This is a genomic window from Candidatus Sororendozoicomonas aggregata (assembly GCF_031528575.1).
In the GTDB taxonomy this organism is placed as follows: domain Bacteria; phylum Pseudomonadota; class Gammaproteobacteria; order Pseudomonadales; family Endozoicomonadaceae; genus Endonucleibacter; species Endonucleibacter aggregata.
In genome coordinates this window covers 1-16937 of record NZ_JAVLSP010000086.1, presented here as the reverse complement: position 1 = coordinate 16937, position 16937 = coordinate 1, and the positions used below count along the sequence as shown (strand labels likewise).

Sequence of the window (16937 nt, the reverse complement as noted above, 5' to 3'; positions counted from 1 at the left end):
AGAACCACTATTCACTAAAAATTTCCGACTTTTTATCCTCAATTTTCTGCCATCCTCGCTACGGGCGCTATTCTCGGACAGCCTCCTAGATGAAAATGCTGAATCGCCCCCATACGGCAGGTTTCCCATAAAGGGTGGTTCAATAACCGCTGGATCTGTTACAGGGGGAACGACAGCTTCAGTTCTGTTTCAGTGCTCATAAGGTAACAGGCTCAATCAACAGGGATGAAATAGATTATAATATTTCCCGTTAGTTTGCTGAATTGCACTATAATTCCCTTTCAAAAAACGGGTTGACGCGATGCCTACCACCACCAACCTTCTATCCAGTGTATTTGGCCGCTCTCCCATCGGCCCTATCCAGAAACATATTGCCAAAGTGCACAAGTGCGCCGAGCAATTAGCGCCTTTTTTTGAAGCAACATTTGAAAATGACTGGGATAAGGCCGAGAGCATTCAAAAGGACATTAGCAAGCTTGAGCATGAAGCCGATGCCATCAAGCGGGAAATTCGGCTGTCATTGCCTAAAAGCCTGTTTTTACCTGTACCCCGCACGGACTTACTTGAAATCGTTACCATACAGGACAAAGTGGCTAATCGGGCAAAAGATATTGCCGGTATTGTCATTGGCCGAAAAATGTGGATTCCCGAGAAGCTCAGAACAAGCTTTATGAGCTATGTCCGGCGCTCGGTTGCCACCTCAGCACAGGCATTACGAGCCATGGGGGAACTGGATGAATTACTTGAGACCGGATTCAGTGGGCGGGAAGTCAGCCTGGTGGAGCAACTGATTGAAGAGCTCGATCGAATTGAGAGCGAAACAGACGCCTGTCAGATTAAAATTCGCCAATGTCTTTTCAGCCTCGAAAAAAACCTGCCGCCTGTGGATGTGATGTTTCTTTATAAAATCATCGACTGGATTGGTGACCTTGCCGACAGGGCCTCCCGCGTGGGTAGCCATTTACAGCTTTTACTGGCTCGTTAGCTCCAGAGGTTATCATTTATGGATATCATTGCTGATTATGGCACGCTTTTTTTAGCTATGGCCTGTGCCTTCGGCTTTTTTATGGCCTGGGGAGTGGGCGCTAATGATGTTGCCAACGCTATGGGGACATCCGTTGGCTCAAAAGCACTAACGACCAGACAGGCAATTTTTATCGCTGTTTTGCTGGAATTCGCTGGTGCTTACCTTGCCGGCGGTTCGGTCACAGAGACCATACAAAAAGGGATCATTGACCCCAACCTGGCCGAGTTGGCGAATAATCCCCAACTGCTGATCTATGGCATGCTGGCGGCTTTGCTTGCTTCAGGAAGCTGGCTGTTGATTGCCACACATCATGGTTGGCCCGTATCAACAACCCACTCCATTGTTGGCTCTATCGTTGGCTTTGCCATGGTAGAAATCTCGCCTGAGGCCATTAACTGGGGAGAAGTGTTTTCCATTGTGGTCAGTTGGGTGGTTTCTCCATTGATATCAGGCTCTTTTGCTTTCTTGGTCTTTATGAGTGTTCACAAGTTTATTTTAAATACAGACAACCCGTTTAAAAATGCTAAAAAGTACGTCCCCATCTATATGTTCCTTGTCGGCTTTATGATTTCGATGGTCACCTTTATTAAGGGTCTGAAGCATATAGGTCTGCCTTTAACCTTCCTCGAAAGTATGATTTTGTCCATCCTGATTGGCCTGTTTGTGACGTTGGTGGGGGTCTATGCCTTGTCAAAAGTAAAAGAAGATGCAAAGGCTGACAGCAAGTTCCATTTCTCCAGTGTCGAGAAAGTGTTTGGTGTGATGATGATTTTTACCGCCTGCTCCATGGCCTTTGCCCACGGCTCCAACGATGTTGCCAATGCCGTAGGTCCATTAGCGGCAGTAGTCGGTATTGTCAGCACAGGTGGGGTTATTGCGGGTCAGGCCATTGCGCCGCCCTGGGTGTTACTGTTGGGGGCCTGGGGAATTGTGCTCGGCCTGGCGACCTATGGCTATAAAGTGATGGCCACCATCGGAACGCATATTACCGAGCTAACCCCCAGTCGTGGATTCGCGGCTGAACTGGCAGCGGCATCAACCGTTGTGCTGGCTTCGGGTACGGGGTTGCCTGTTTCTACGACACATACACTGGTGGGCGCTGTGCTAGGTGTGGGAATGGCCAGGGGGATTGGCGCACTGAACTTACGGGTCATCAGTACCATCTTTATGTCATGGCTGATTACCCTGCCGGCGGGCGCTTTTTTTGCCATTGTCTTTTTTGAGATATTTAAATGTATTTTTAGCTAATGAACCTGGGAGCCTGACGGACTTATGCTTTCGAGCATAAAATTCAGTAGGGCGAGTCAGAATTTTCGATCAATTTGTGCGAATAGTTGACCTATTTAAGCAAATTCATCGGAAATTCTGGCCGCGCTTTCCCGCACTTTCTCGCACTTTCTGGATTTTAGGACGAAATTGTCTTACATTCGACAGGCTCCCAAGGTATTGGCCTGACAAAACAACTCAAACAGTATATGTTATTTAGCATTTTCGCCATAAGCCCCCTGACTTTTAGAGGGTGTCGCAAAACGCTTAATTTTCTCCGTCGTCATCCCGTACAGGGATTGTAAGGGATCTATGCCACAAGGCTGTGAATCACTAAACCCGCATGATATGCGTACGGTTAGAATGCCTCCCATAGCGTGTGGTTCCTGTACGTTTCCTGTACAGGATGGGGTGTATTTCAGGGTTTCGCGACAACCTCTTTAGGCCGGGGATATAAGGCGGGAGTCCGTAAGGACTCCTGAAAAATCTTCCGGTATAATAACTACATGACCAAATGAAAACATATATTTTCTTGCTGGCAGGCCTTGCAAGGCCTGTAGACCAACTTGAAAAGCAAATGGTCATGTACTTACTGCCATGCTTAAAGCCACCAAGGGAGCAGTCACCCGGTGCTTTCTTGCCTTTGCGTGAAAATATCAACTGTCTTTAAAAATTCACCTATTATCGCTCCAATTTGGACATTGAACAGGGTACTTTCACCAGTGAAAAGTGTTAAAGACGTAACAGTAAGAGCTGTGGATAAAAATAGAAAAGAATACATTACGTTCTTTCGGGAATCGTCACCGTATATCCACGTACACAGGGGTAGAACCTTTGTGATTATGCTCGGAGGAGATGCGCTGGCGCACCATAATCTGGGTAATATTATTAATGATATTGCTCTGTTGAGTAGTCTGGGAGTGCGGCTGGTGCTTGTCCACGGCGCTCGCCCGCAGATTGACGAACGCCTGAAAGAGCGTGGACTTTGTTCGCAATGGCATAATGGTCGGCGAGTGACTGATAAAGCAACGCTTGAGCATGTTAAAGATGCAGTGGGTAATATGCGAGCTATGATTGAGTCAAAGCTCTCTCTTGGTTTGGTTAATTCCCCTATGCATGGTGCACGTATCCGGGTGCTTAGCGGCAACTTTGTCACAGCCAAACCCCTGGGGGTGCATGATGGACTCGATTATCAGCACACTGGCGAAATACGAAAAATTGACAAAACGGCTATTCAGCAATTACTGGACAGTGGCTATGTTGTTTTATTGCCCTGCCTCGGCTTGTCACCATCGGGGGAAATTTTTAATTTAGACGTCGAAGAGGTCGCGACTTTCACAGCAATCAAACTTAATGCTGAAAAACTGATCCTGTTTGGTGAAGAGCAAGGTATTTTCGAACAAGATGGAGCGCTGATTAGCCGTATTTCTCCATCAAAGGCCGAAGCTCGTATTAATAATGTTAACAAGGAGGGTCGGCAGCTATTTAAAGCAGCAATTATGGCGTGCCGTGGTGGTGTGGAGCGTTCACAGATTATCAGCTTTGCTCAAGATGGTGCTTTATTGTTGGAGCTGTTTACCCGCGACGGCACAGGTACAATGATTTCCAGGGATCACTACGAAGAAATAAGAAGTGCGTCCAATGAAGATATCTCCGGTATTCTGGAATTGATTCGTCCCCTTGAAAGGCAGGGGATACTTCGTCGTCGCTCCCGTAAAGAGCTGGAGCGGGAGATCAAACTATTCAGCGTGATTGTGCTCGATGGCATGATTATCGGCTGCGCGTCCCTTCACCCCTTTTCCGATAACGAAAGTGCAGAGCTTGCCTGTGTGGTCGTTCACCCCGATTATCGCTCAGCTCAACGCGGTGATCGCCTGTTGGAACATGCAGAACAACAGGCACGTGAGTTGGGGATGCGTTATATCTTTGTTCTGACGACACAAACCGCTCATTGGTTTATTGAGCGTGGCTTTTTGGCAGTGTCAGAACAGGTACTGCCAAAAGATAAAAAGACAGCCTATAACGTGAAACGTCAGTCAAAAGTGTTTCTTAAGGAGCTTTCTTAACAGAAAATGGGCCTTGCCGTTTCATTGTCTATCTGGCTTTCAAAAATCACCGCCAGGAGCCTGTCGGACTTATGCTTTCGAGCATAAAATTCAGTAGGGCGAGTCAGAATTTTCGATCAATTTGTGCGAATAGTTGACCTATTCAAGCAAATTGATCGGAAATTATGGCCGCACTTTCTCGCACTTTCTGGATTTTAGGCCGAAATTGTCTTAAGTCCGACAGGCTCCTAGCAAACCCGGCTATCGGGTTCGGTAGTGGGCTAAACCTGTGACTCATGCGCCTACACCCTCTGTCAATCAAGGGGTATAAAAGTCAAAATCACAGGTTCAGCCTGCCTGTTTAACGAATAAAAGTTAACTTTTAGCCCCTTTTTGGTGACCGCAGTAGCAACACGACTGTTAAGACGGTCTCTTAGGGTGATGGGTAATACGACCCGAAACCCATGAAAGACCTGTTCTGTGCATGAGTTTGTAGACGGTATTCAAATGGCAATCAATGCCGAAACGTTCCTTAGACATAGACTGGATATCTCTACCAACAATCCGTCCATTTTCCTTTTCAGCTTGTAGCGCTATAACAGCATCTTTAAATTTTTCATGCAGATCAGGCGCCATGGCCGGCTTTCTACCCCGGCCTCCTTGATCTTTCAGCCGCTCTAACCCACCCTGCTTAAAATGAGCAACCCATTGATGAACAGCGTCGTTAGATACATTCACCAACTCCGCTACTTCTGAAACGCTCAGCCCCTTTTGCAAGAAAGCCATTCCCATAAGCCTTATACACTCACGGTTATCATCCGCATGCTTGGCAGCGTCATAGAAGTCAATGGAAAAAAAGTGATCAGGAAAGTTAGGAGCGCGAGACATAATGGCAACCTGAAAAAACGATAGACTCCTGTTCTATATTAGGAGCCTGTCGGACTTAAGGCAATTTCGGCCTGAAATCCAGAAAGAGTGGCCATATTTTCCGATGAATTTGCTTAAATAGGTGAACTATTCGCACAAATCCATCGAAAAATCTGACTCGCCCTACTGAATTTCATGCTCGAAAGCTTAAGCCCGACAGGCTCCTAGCTGCCATTTTTCCATGTGTTAGAAACAATGAGTGTTGACATCCTCCCTCAGTAGCTGGGCTGTGGCTGAAAGAGGGAGGTTGGTCCGTATTGACAACATTGTCTTAATCTTGATGGACAGCCGGCGGTGGCTGATGATCAAAGAACCATCTTACCACAGACCCTGCCACCCAAAAGACGTAACCCACGCAACTTCTTGGCGGCCTGTTTTCTTCTATTTCTTCCCAGCGTTTCATTCTTCTGTTGTATTCTTTTTGGCGCTTGCCAATCGGTTCTTCTGCGACCGGTTCTTCCGTGACAGTCAGTTCCCCCCCTTCTTCTGATGACTCCGGGGTTTCTGCCTCATCGGAAGTACATATTTTTGACCCCAGGTAATCAACTATACGGGGGAATAAATACGCTTGAAATCTAACCCAGGAGGTTTTCGCATTCATTAACAATCCAAACAACGCGGCCTTACTCCCTTCAATGGACGTCTGAGCTCCCGGAAAGACAATCAGCGGATTTCCTGTAACGGATTCAGATGCCGCCAATACCGCCTGTAGATGCGGATACAACCCATCAGCAATCATCACATACCCGGCAGAACCTGCCGCGGCCAGTATATACCCTACAGCCTCCCACCAGTATTGAGCGGAGCAGGCATTTTTAAGAATATTATAAAAATGGTCATATTTTTCACGATCGTGCCACTTCAAATACAGTAAATAGGCTGCGCTTATCATAATACCCGTTGCGGCAAACAGTGGCATGTCGACTAAAGGCGCCATCGCTACACTCTGAAGCACATAAGATACCGCCCCCATCCCCAATAAAGCTTTATGAGAAGGAGGTAAAGAGGCATCTAAAGGCACAGTGGCATTAGGGTCGATGACACTGCCACTGCCATCAAACCCAAGATGACTCAAAAGACTGTACTGCTGCCCCGTCAATTGTAGCTGGGTTACCCAAAAAGCCATTGCTCCACCAACAAAGGTCATCGCTGTTAACTCCAAAGCCCCCCGCATGGTGAGATACCAGGATCTTTCGTCACTGGCACCTGCCTCATGGCCGCTTTCAATCAGTTTTATCATTTCGTGTAACAAGTGCTTGGAATGAAGAGGATCCCATTTGTGTAGCCACCACCATTTTCTAAAATCTTTTGCTATAGCAATTAATTCATCATCCTGAGCATCGATGTGTTCATACACCATACGTTCTCCCTCTCTTTCTTTTAGAAGTCGAGGCATGACCTTTTTGGCAAACTCCAACGCCGATTTTGTTTTATTCTTTTCATCCTCGGTCATCGTCCCATGGCGCATATGATGAAAAGAGGTATAATAAGTGCTGCCTATCTGCCTCAACCCATACGCAAACAGGCAGGATTCGGCAACAAGGTTACCGACAAACAGCCAGTAGCCTAAATTATCTCTGTGAGTCTCATCTGCTTCAAGCTCCAACCCAAGAAAAGCCAGCACGGCCGGCGCACCTAAACGCGCATTGACAGCATCCTGCACACTGCAAACCATTCCCACAAAAATCGAGCCAAGCATTTTTGTAAGCTCTTTACACTTTTTTATTCCTGTCATTTCGTCACTCAAAGCTAACTCCCTGAGCTGACTCATCGTATCCACATAAGATTCCGCGAATAGCATCCCTACGGAAAGAAGTGCTGTTCCATATATAAACTTTCCTTCTACTCCTGTATCCATATTCAAACCAAATAAATTGCTCGTAGCAAACCACGTCAGGGGAAGCACTGAAACAGCCAAAAACGCGTTGTACACCGTAGTAGCCAAAGAATGCTTATCTATGCCCTCGGCCTTGACCAGTTCTTTAGCATGGAGCTTAAGCTTTTGAAAATTCTCAATAAAGACACCTTCATCCCATTCAATGGATTCATCAGCACTGCTGTCAATTAGAGGGGCTTGCCCTTCTTGTCGCTCTTTTACTTCTACTTCTCTTTTTCCGAGTTCTTCGAGATCCAGCTTAATATATACTATCCCAGCCACTGGCCTCTTTGGGCACTCAGGTTCACAATGGGCTATGTCTTGTTCATCATCACCGGGAGCTGCCAATGTATTAGAAGACGATGAAATAATACATAAACAGGCAATAACAAGATGAACCAAACACCTTTGCAGATTACAAAAAAAATAGTGCCTTGATGGAAATAAAGCATAAGAAATATTCATTGCCTACTCTACTTGAAAATACCTGAGAAAACCATTTAGCAAAAAGCAAAGCTCAACAAACAGGGTACGACGCCCGCAATCCAGAAAACCGATACAAGGTTCAATTACGATCGGCTCTGAGACAAGGGACATAAACTGTCATTTCAAAGTAATAAATAAAAAAATCCTTCCATCAGAAAAGAGAGAAATGCTTCACTGTCACTGACAAAAGGAAGAATAAAATTCATAAAATATAAACCTTACTTATTACTCGACATATTTAGTCTGACCAACATCATAGATAACTTTCAGAGTACTGGCACGAAACAAAGACAGATATTCACCCCCGCTTACCTCTTCAATCAAGACAAAAAGCTCAGTGTTAAACAATAAAAAACAACAGACTCTGTACTTTTAGAAAAAACAATATTTAAACCTTCCCCTATCTGGCCGCTCTTATCAAGGTGTCTGTCCTTTAAATAAAAGACAAATGACATTTACTTATTAATATAAAGCCCTGGGTAGAATATACAACCATCTAGCTGAAACCAAAAAACAAAGGAATAAAAATAAAAAAAATATTACACAAAGATCTAAACCTTACCGAAATACTGTTATTTCACAGCCATTTATCATGAATAAAAAATTCTTTATATTAAAATCTTTATAATATTAAAAAGTGTAAAGCTTTTCAGACAAGCCTCATTATCACCGTGTTGTTGACATCCCTCCCGCCGTTAACTCGCCGTTTGACGCCCTCCCCCAGCCTGGATCGCTGGGGGATTCCTATTACCAGGGGGCTACTCTCTCACGATTTCGCTGAAGTTCCTGCTTCTTCAAGGGTTCTAACGAACCCTCCCCACAGGCTAACACGCTGTGTCCCAACGCTAGGAGCCTGACCGAGAATAGCGCCCGTAGCGAGGATTACGAGAAATTGAGGATAAAAATTTCTGCTTCTGAGGATAATAGTGGGGCTATTTGACGAAGAAGCAGGAATTTTTAGACCAATTTATCGCAACCGCAGTAGGGTAGTCTATTCTCGGACAGGCTCCTAGGAGCCTGTCGGAAACCGATAGCCCCGAACAAGCATAATAAGTTGCAGAAACAAGGAGTGTCTACTAGTCTTTGCTCAGCTAGCTCTGTTGTACCTCTGTTGTATCTCTGTTGTACCTCTGTTGTACAACAAAGGGTTTCAAGCTGCTACGACGCGGCAGGTAAGTATAGCCCCGGGGGTCTGCGAAGAGTAAGTGACCGGGGTGAGCGAGCGATGCCAACGAACGCCAACGAACGCCAGTAAAGCAGCCACTTGAAAGACGACGGGTGTACATTGTCACCTTTTGGTTTCAGAGTACCCCCCTTAAAATGAACAGGGCGTAAAACGATATGCAGATTAAACAATCAATATTTATCTTGTTGGCTGGTATTATAGGAGCGTCAGTTGTTCATGCTGTACCTCTACAAAACCTTGATACAGCGAAGCGGGATATTGTGAGATATCATCAATCAGGTCAATACGAATATGAAGTTTCGCATATTCTCTACAGTGCCAATAATTATTTAGCAGAGCGTATTGAGAAAAATAAGCTCAGTAAAAATCCGAAAAAACTGGCCATTGTGCTAGATATTGACGAAACGTCACTATCTAATTATAAAGATTTAAAAGCCATGGGCTTCGGTGGAACGACTGTAGAGCAGAGTCTGGCAGAAGGACGTGCTGATGATGCCGCAATAAAACCAACATTGGCATTATATAATTTTGCGAAATCGAACAATGTCGCAGTATTTTTTATCACAGGTCGTAAAGAAAAATATCGAGAGGCTACCGAAAAAAATTTAAAAGCGGTTGGTTACACGTCCTGGCAAAAGCTTGACCTGAAGCCAAACAATTATAGCAAGCCTTCTGCTGTTGATTACAAACAATCAAGCCGAAAAGCCATTGAGTCAGCAGGATATGATATTGTCTTGAATATAGGCGATCAATACAGTGATCTGTCTGGTGGTTATGCGGATAGAACCTATAAACTACCGAACTATATGTACTTTACTCGCTGACGAACAAAAGCGACTTTTTAGACCCATTTATCGTAGCCACAGTAGGAGCATGACTTTTAAGACCGCTTCTTATGTCAACAGAACCCGGAAGCTGATCAAAAAAGATCATAAACAGCTTCTTACGCCAGAGGCACTTAACCCGGATATTTCATAAACATGCTCCTGGCCTTGCTTGCTCCTTGCGGCTCTAAGGGCAGTTTATGAAGTATCCGGGTTTATACACGTGCACTCTCAAGTGGCGAAAAGGCTTAAGCTTCTGTAGCATTAAAACGGTTCTCTTTATCCTCGTGGGGTAATAGCAGATTCAGTAATACTGCTGTTACCGCACACAGACTTACCCCCTTGAGTGTGTAGCCGCCAAAGGTAATCACCAGGTCACCAATACCAAACACCAGCACAATAGAGACAATAACCAGGTTTCGGGGCTTGCCAAAATCCACTTGTGCTTTGATCAGAGTATTCAAACCGACAACAGCAATTGAACCAAACAGCAACATCATAATTCCTCCCATTACAGGTGCCGGAATCGTGGCCAGAAAACCGCCGATTTTTCCTACAAAGGCAACAACAATGGCAAAAATTGCGGCCCATGTCATTATTCTGGGGTTAAACGCCTTGGTCAGTATTATCGCGCCGGTCACTTCAGAATAAGTGGTGTTGGGAGGTCCACCCAACAAACCGGCAGCAGATGTTGCCAGGCCATCACCTAACAGCGTATTTTTCAAGCCTGGCTTTTCAAGGTATTTTTTTCCAGTGGCTGAGCTGATAGCCAGCATATCGCCAATGTGCTCTATTGCAGGCGCTATAGCAACAGGAATCATGTACAACATGGCATTCACATTCCACTGTGGAAAGGTGAAAGCCGGCATTATCAACCAGGCACTGTTTACCAATGGCGTATAATCGATAACGCCCATAATCATGGCTGACAGGTAGCCTGTGGCAATACCACAGAGTATGGACAGCAGCTTTAACAGACCCTTTGCTACTGTAGCCACCAGCAACGTGGCAAACAACGAAATACCGGCCAGTAACAATGCCTGCTCGTCAGCAATACCAATAAAATTACCGGTGGGGTCAATACCGGATGTCGCCATGCCTACCGCCGTTGGGGCCAGCTCCAGACCAATGACCATCAGCACAGGGCCAATAACCACCGGTGGAAAGAATCGGTATAGAATACCACTGCCTTTGAATCTCACCAGTGTACTGAGCACCACATAAAGGAAACCGGCTGCAACCAGGCCTCCCATGGTGGCAGCAACTCCCCAGCTCTGGACACTGTAGGTAATGGGGGCAATAAATGCGAAGGATGATGCCAAAAAAACAGGCACCTGCCCCCGAGTGATCAGCTGAAAAATCAGTGTCCCCACACCTGCGGTGAAAAACGCAACATTGGCATTGAGTCCCGTCAACAAAGGTACCAGCACCAATGCACCAAAGGCTACAAATAAGACCTGCCCGCCCATTAGTAGCTGTTTGAAAGGACTGTCGCCTCCCGATGAACCCTTACCCATTTGGCTTCCCTCTTATAACTTTCTATAGGGTTTCTTTTTTAGAAGCAGTCTTAAACCCGTGCTGCTACTGCAATCCGCAATAAATGATTTTTTCTAGGAGCCTGTCCGAGAATAGCGCCCGTAGCGAGGATCGCGCGAAATTGAGGATAAAAATTTCTGCTTCTGAGAACAATAGCGGGGCTATTTGATGAGGAAGCAGTAATTTTTAGACCAATTTACCGCAACCGCAGTAGGGCAGTCTATTCTCGGACAGGCTCCTAGCCCGGATATTTCATAAACATGCTCCTGGCCTTGCTTGCTCCTTGCGGCTCTAAGGGCAGTTTATGAAATATCCGGGCTAGCGCGTACCAAAAATTTTATCCCCGGCATCACCAAGCCCTGGCAAAATATAACCTTTGTCGTTTAGTTTGTGATCAACAGATGCCGTATAAATTTCAACATCCGGGTGAGCGCTCAAGACTTTCTCAATCCCCTCAGGGGCGGCAACCAGAACCAGGCAGCGAATTTCCCGGCAACCGGCTTTTCTCAGCATATCAATGGTAGCTAACATGGAGCCGCCAGTAGCCAGCATCGGATCAAGAATCAGGGCAATCCGTTCATCAATATTGCTAACCAGCTTTTCAAAATAAGGCACAGGCTCCAGCGTTTCTTCATCACGGTACAGGCCAACGACACTGACACGGGCGCTCGGTAGTAGCTCCATAACACCGTTCATCATTCCTAAACCTGCTCGCAGAATCGGAACAATGGTTATTTTTTTGCCTTTGATTTGTTGCACCGTGACATCACCAGCCCAGCCATTTATCACGGTTTCTTCCAGTGGCAGATCTTTTGTTGCTTCATAGGTGAGTAAAGTGCCAACTTCACTCACCAGCGCGCGGAAACTTCTGGTGCTGATATCCCGCTCACGCATAAGCCCAAGTTTATGTTGTATTAATGGATGCTTGATTTCCTGAACACTCATACCTGCCCTCTGCGTAATATCTGCGTAATATAAAAAGCGCACATAAATTCGCTTATTTTCCCATAATGCATGACATCATGCCCATAGGTTTTTCTAACAGATTAAAAGGGAAGGCAACGCTTGCAGTTCTGATACAGTCGAGGTATTTTTTTCTCCTTTTTTCCGAGGTACAGGCGTACTTATTTTTAGGCTGTGCCTGCTGTTTATCTTAACGACCCGTGGGGTTCACGCGAAATGTCTGTTGATCTCAAGCATATCCGGCAAGTGCTGGATGAAGCGGACTGTCTTTATACCGGCGAGCAAATTGAAGACGCTATCAAAAAGATGGGGCGGCAAATCACCGCAGAACTGGCAGATAGCAATCCTCTGATCTATTGCGTCATGAACGGTGGCCTGGTTCTAACGGGAAAATTGTTGACAGAAATGCCTTTCCCCCTGGAAGCTTCTTATGTGCACGCGACGCGTTACCGCCATCAACTCACTGGTGACGAGCTGGATTGGAAAGTGCGTCCTGCGCAGGATATGACCGGTCGAACGGTTCTGATTCTGGATGATATTCTTGACGAAGGCCACACATTAGACGCCATTGCCGATTTCTGCAAAGGGCAGGGTGCTAGCCGTGTCTTAACCGCAGTATTGATTAACAAGATACACAATCGCAAAGCCCGCCCTGATATGAAAGCCGATTTCAGTGGGCTGGATATTGGCGATCGGTATATTTTTGGCTACGGGTTGGATTACCAGGGTTATTGGCGTAACGCGAATGGGATTTTTGCCTTGAAAGGGCATTAGTAGGAGATAGCCCTGAAGCTGCCTGTTAAACCGTAATTCCGCATGCCAATACTGTGGGCAGTTTTTTTACGGTTTTCTCAAGTAGCCTCCACGCAGGGCATCATAACTCATCGGATTTACCGACATTTTTGCTGACTGACAACTGATCAGCCAGAAAAGCCCTCACCGCAGCTTCAGGTGATCAGGGAGAATTAACCTTTTTCACATGAAATACTGCCTATTATGTACCTGTATTTTGGCTTGTCCTGAGAATCTTTTCGGATGATATAGCCATCAGAACCCTTATCTTTACACCAGACCCGTATGGTATATTTTTCTTTATGGAAAAGTCCTCCATGTTCAAGATTCGTTATGGAAAAATTAAACCATCCCTTGGTATTGTGGGCAGCGATTAAATCACCGTGTTTCAGTTTGTAGTACACATCTCCTTTTACGTCAACATAGTTACTTTTGTCATATTTCGGCACAGTAATCTTCAGCTTGCTGACCAGGTCAACACTTTCTGTTCCCCACTTTTCCATTTTCACCTCTGAAACAGCCTTGGCATCACTGTGGGGAGCTACGCTGTATACCTTGGCATCGGCTAATGTTGAATGCACCATGCACGAAAAAACAAAAGACAGTACAGCAACTGAAGGAAATTGAATGCTTTGGTCAAACATAAGAAACCTCGTAATATCATTCCGGCTTTTGACGGGTCATCTGGGGATAGACAGGATGATCGATCGTAGTTGTTCGCGGTATTGAGCTGACCAAATTATGGGTTTATCAAATAGCGCGGGGTTACCCCCACCAGAGCGTTAGCTTGGTGGGGGAAACAACCGAAGGCATTGCGAAGTTTTGCCTCGAAGGTTGTGTTGCTTAGGTGGCGTTCATGCTCGAAAGCTTAAGCCCGACAGGCTCCTAGGAGCCTGACCGAGAATAGACTGCCCTACTGCGGTTGCGATAAATTAGTCTAAAAATTCCTGCTTCTTTGTCAAATAGCCCCACTATTATCCTCAGAAGCAGAAATTTTTATCCTCAATTTCTCGTAATCCTCGCTACGGGCGCTATTCTCGGTCAGGCTCCTAGGAAGAATTAACCTTTTTTGGCACATGAGATATGGCCTATTACGAAACATTTTTCTGGCTTGCAAGAGGAAAATCTACGGATGATATAACCATCAGAACCGCTACTGTTACACCAGATCCGGTAGGTAAATTTTTCCTTACCTAACCTGCCTCCATGCTTAAGTTCAGTCTGGTTAGCACCAAACCATACATTATCATCGTGGGCAACCCCTAACTCGCGGTCACCCAATTCGTAGTATAGGTCCGCTTTTATTTCAACATAGTTCCTTATGTCATATTTCGGAACAGTAATCTTCAGCTCGCTGACAATGTTAACACTTTCCCTGGACGAGTAAGATGTCTTTGAGCTAACTTTGGCGTCACCGTGGGGAGTAATGCTGTATACCTTGGCATCGGCTGGCGCTGTGTGCGCAATGCACGAAAAAACAAAAGACAGTACAGCAACTGAAGGAAATTGAATGCTTTTGTCGAACATAGGGAACTCCGTATAGTCAATTGCGGTTTTTGGCTGATCACCCGGGGATAGCCTGGATGATCAGTCGTAAGTACATGACCAAATGAAAACATATATTTTCTTGCTGGCAGGCCTTGCAAGGCCTGTAGACCAACTTGAAAAGCAAATGGTCATGTACTTAGCTGTTCAACGGGTTCCTGGCTTGTCTTGCAGCCGCTTAGACAGAGGGTAAGTCAACAATAGATTGACCGAATCGCCCTTCCTTGTCTTTATCAAACATTTAATCAACACTTTCGGCAGTATTGAGCTGATCAAACGGGTGATTTGCGCATGTTCTAATAGTGAGCGGTGAGAAAAATTAACCTTTAACACAGGAAATATGACCTACAATGAACATGTTTTTTGGCTTTATAGAGCCTATGTTTCCTCGGACGATATACCCGTCAGAACCGCTATTATTACACCAGACCCGCAGAATAAATTTTTCCTTACCAAAAGGGCCACCGTGTTTGAGACCAGTCAGGGAAAAATCAAACCATTTATCTTTATCGTGAGCAGTGACTAACCTTTTCTTTCCCACTTTGAACACTTTGAAGTACAAATCTCCTTTTATTTCAGCATAGCTACTTTGGCCATATTTCGGCACGGTAATCCTCAGTTTTTTGACAAGCTCAACACTTTCTGGCTTTTCCATTTTTACCTCAGAGTCAACCCTGGCGTTACCATGGGCAGTGACGCTGTATACCTTGGCATCGGCTAATGTTGAATGCGCAATGCACGAAAAAACAAAAGACAGTATAGCAACTGAAGGAAATTGAATGCTTTTGTCGAACATAGGGAACTCCGTATAGTCCATTGCGGCTTTTGGCTGATAATGCGAGTATAGCCCGGATGATCCAACCCTGGCGGTTCAACCAGTTTCTGGCTCGTTTTACAACCAGTCGGGAAGTAGGTAAGTCAAAAATATATTCACCGAATATCCCCTGTCTTTATCAAACATTTCATCAACACTTTCTCAACACTTTCGGCAGTATTGAGCTGACCAAACAGATGATTTGCGCATGTTCTACTGTTGAGCAGTGAGAAAATTAACCTTTAACACAGGAAATATAACCTACAACGAACATGTTTTTTGGTTTGAGGGGGGCTGTGTTTCTTCGGGCGATATACCCGTTAGAACCGGTATTGTTACACCAGACCCGCAGGGTAAATTTTTCCTTACCAAAAAGGCCACCATGTTTGAGATCAGTGACGGAAAAATCAAACCATTTATCTTTATCGTGAGAAGTGACTAACTCTTTCTCTCCCAATTTCACGTACAGATCTCCTTTTATTTCAGCATAACTACTCTGGTCATATTTCGGCACGGCAATCTTCAGTTTTCTGACAAGCTCAACACCTTCTATCCAGTCCATTTTTACCAGAGAGGCAACCTTGGCGCCACCATGGGCAGTGACGCTGTATACTCTGGCATTGGCTGTCGCTGTGTGCGCAACGCATGAAAAAACGACAGACAATGCCGCCAATGAACGAAACTGAATACTTTGGTCAAACATAAGCGACTCCGTAATGCTAATTCCGACGTTTGAGATAATGCCGGGATTCAACCCTGGCTGTTCAACGGGCTTCTGGCTCGTTTTACAACCAGTCGGGAAGTGGGTAAGTCAAAAATATATTCACCGAATATCTCCTGTCTTTATCAAATATGCCATGTCCGCAATGGTGAGCTGACCAAACTATCGTTTTATGCTCGAAAGCATAAGTCCGACAGGCTCCTGACCTTGAGAGATTAGAAAAATTAACCTGTAGCGCATGAAATATGGCCAACGATAAAACGCGTCTCTGGTGGAAAATGAGAAAATGGTCGGACGATAAATCCATCAGAACCGCTACTGTTACACCAGACGTGGAGGGTATATTTTTCCCTGTGAAAAGGTCCACCATGCTTAATATCAGTGACGGTAAAACCAAACCATTGACCATTATTGTTGGCAGTTGTTAAACCGTCGTAATTCAATGTGTAGTATAGATCTGCTTTTATCTCAACATAGTTACTTTCGCTATAGTACGGAACAGTAATCTGCAGCTTGCTGACAACGTCGACATGTTCTTTAAACGTCTCCCTTTTCACCTCCGAGATAGCATTAGCGTCACCGTAGGCAGTGACGCTGTATACCGTGGCATTGGCTGTCCCTGTGAAGACAACGCTTAAAAAAACGAAAGACACTACAGCAAAGGAAGGAAATTGAATGTTTTGGTGAAACATAATCAACTCCGCAATGTCAATTTCAGGTTTTGATTAAAAACTCCGGGATGGGCGATGATCACTCGTAGCCGTTCAACGAGCTTCTGGCTCGCTCTACTGAATTTTATGCTCGAAAGCGGTAGTCTATTCTTGGTCAGACTCCTAGGAGCCTGACCGAGAATAGCGCCCGTAGCGAGGATTACGAGAAATTGAGGATAAAAATTTCTGCTTCTGAGGATAATAGTGGGGCTATTTGAC

The 16937-nt window shown here is 45.3% G+C and carries 14 protein-coding genes; 5 read left to right on the top strand and 9 right to left on the bottom strand.

Annotated features, from left to right (window positions below):
- The first annotated feature begins 301 nt into the window (after positions 1–301).
- The 3 genes from V4C51_RS14210 (at position 302) to argA (ending at position 4359) form a co-directional block, all read left to right on the top strand.
- Positions 302–985 carry a TIGR00153 family protein gene (locus V4C51_RS14210; RefSeq protein ID WP_330926843.1) on the top strand — a complete coding sequence of 228 codons (684 nt, stop codon included), beginning with the start codon at positions 302–304 and terminating at the stop codon, positions 983–985.
- 18 nt (positions 986–1003) lie between these two features.
- Entirely contained in the window at positions 1004–2275 is a 1272-nt protein-coding gene (locus V4C51_RS14205; RefSeq protein ID WP_330926842.1) for an inorganic phosphate transporter, read from the top strand.
- Positions 2276–3015: 740 nt separating this feature from the next.
- Positions 3016–4359 carry an amino-acid N-acetyltransferase gene (gene argA / locus V4C51_RS14200; RefSeq protein ID WP_330926841.1) on the top strand — a complete coding sequence of 448 codons (1344 nt, stop codon included), beginning with the start codon at positions 3016–3018 and terminating at the stop codon, positions 4357–4359.
- A 399-nt stretch (positions 4360–4758) separates the two neighbouring features.
- Here argA and V4C51_RS14195 read toward each other — a convergent pair whose 3' ends face one another.
- Together V4C51_RS14195 and V4C51_RS14190 are read right to left on the bottom strand one after the other, a co-directional pair.
- On the bottom strand, positions 4759–5226 hold the full coding sequence (locus V4C51_RS14195; RefSeq protein ID WP_330926840.1) for a helix-turn-helix domain-containing protein: 468 nt from the start codon (positions 5224–5226) through the stop codon (positions 4759–4761).
- 310 nt (positions 5227–5536) lie between these two features.
- A complete protein-coding gene (locus V4C51_RS14190; protein ID WP_330926839.1) occupies positions 5537–7606 on the bottom strand; it encodes a hypothetical protein in 2070 nt (689 codons plus the stop codon).
- Positions 7607–8968: 1362 nt separating this feature from the next.
- Between V4C51_RS14190 and V4C51_RS14185 the strand changes: the two genes are divergently transcribed.
- Positions 8969–9637, top strand: a complete 669-nt coding sequence (locus tag V4C51_RS14185) for an HAD family acid phosphatase (protein ID WP_330926838.1) — start codon at positions 8969–8971, stop codon at positions 9635–9637.
- Positions 9638–9885: 248 nt separating this feature from the next.
- Here the strand turns inward: V4C51_RS14185 and V4C51_RS14180 are convergent, their stop codons facing one another.
- Both V4C51_RS14180 and upp read right to left on the bottom strand, forming a co-directional pair.
- Entirely contained in the window at positions 9886–11154 is a 1269-nt protein-coding gene (locus tag V4C51_RS14180) for a uracil-xanthine permease family protein (RefSeq protein WP_330926837.1), read from the bottom strand.
- Positions 11155–11491: 337 nt separating this feature from the next.
- Positions 11492–12118 carry a uracil phosphoribosyltransferase gene (upp, locus tag V4C51_RS14175; protein ID WP_330926836.1) on the bottom strand — a complete coding sequence of 209 codons (627 nt, stop codon included), beginning with the start codon at positions 12116–12118 and terminating at the stop codon, positions 11492–11494.
- A 234-nt stretch (positions 12119–12352) separates the two neighbouring features.
- On the opposite strand from upp, the gene V4C51_RS14170 reads away from it, so the two are divergent.
- Positions 12353–12910: a hypoxanthine-guanine phosphoribosyltransferase gene (locus V4C51_RS14170; RefSeq protein WP_330926835.1), complete on the top strand. Its 558-nt coding sequence runs from the start codon at positions 12353–12355 to the stop codon at positions 12908–12910.
- Between the two features lie 191 nt (positions 12911–13101).
- On the opposite strand, the gene V4C51_RS14165 is transcribed toward V4C51_RS14170, so the two are convergent.
- The 5 genes from V4C51_RS14165 to V4C51_RS14145 all read right to left on the bottom strand — a co-directional run bounded on the left by V4C51_RS14165 (position 13102) and on the right by V4C51_RS14145 (position 16700).
- Positions 13102–13572, bottom strand: coding sequence for a hypothetical protein (locus V4C51_RS14165; protein ID WP_330926834.1), 471 nt, complete (start codon positions 13570–13572; stop codon positions 13102–13104).
- Between the two features lie 415 nt (positions 13573–13987).
- Positions 13988–14455, bottom strand: a complete 468-nt coding sequence (locus V4C51_RS14160) for a hypothetical protein (protein WP_330926833.1) — start codon at positions 14453–14455, stop codon at positions 13988–13990.
- A gap of 337 nt (positions 14456–14792) precedes the next feature.
- Entirely contained in the window at positions 14793–15269 is a 477-nt protein-coding gene (locus V4C51_RS14155) for a hypothetical protein (RefSeq protein WP_330926832.1), read from the bottom strand.
- A 253-nt stretch (positions 15270–15522) separates the two neighbouring features.
- Positions 15523–15990: a hypothetical protein gene (locus V4C51_RS14150; RefSeq protein WP_330926831.1), complete on the bottom strand. Its 468-nt coding sequence runs from the start codon at positions 15988–15990 to the stop codon at positions 15523–15525.
- Positions 15991–16232: 242 nt separating this feature from the next.
- Complete coding sequence (locus V4C51_RS14145; RefSeq protein WP_330926830.1) at positions 16233–16700, bottom strand: hypothetical protein; 468 nt, start codon at positions 16698–16700, stop codon at positions 16233–16235.
- Between the last annotated feature and the right edge of the window lie 237 nt (positions 16701–16937).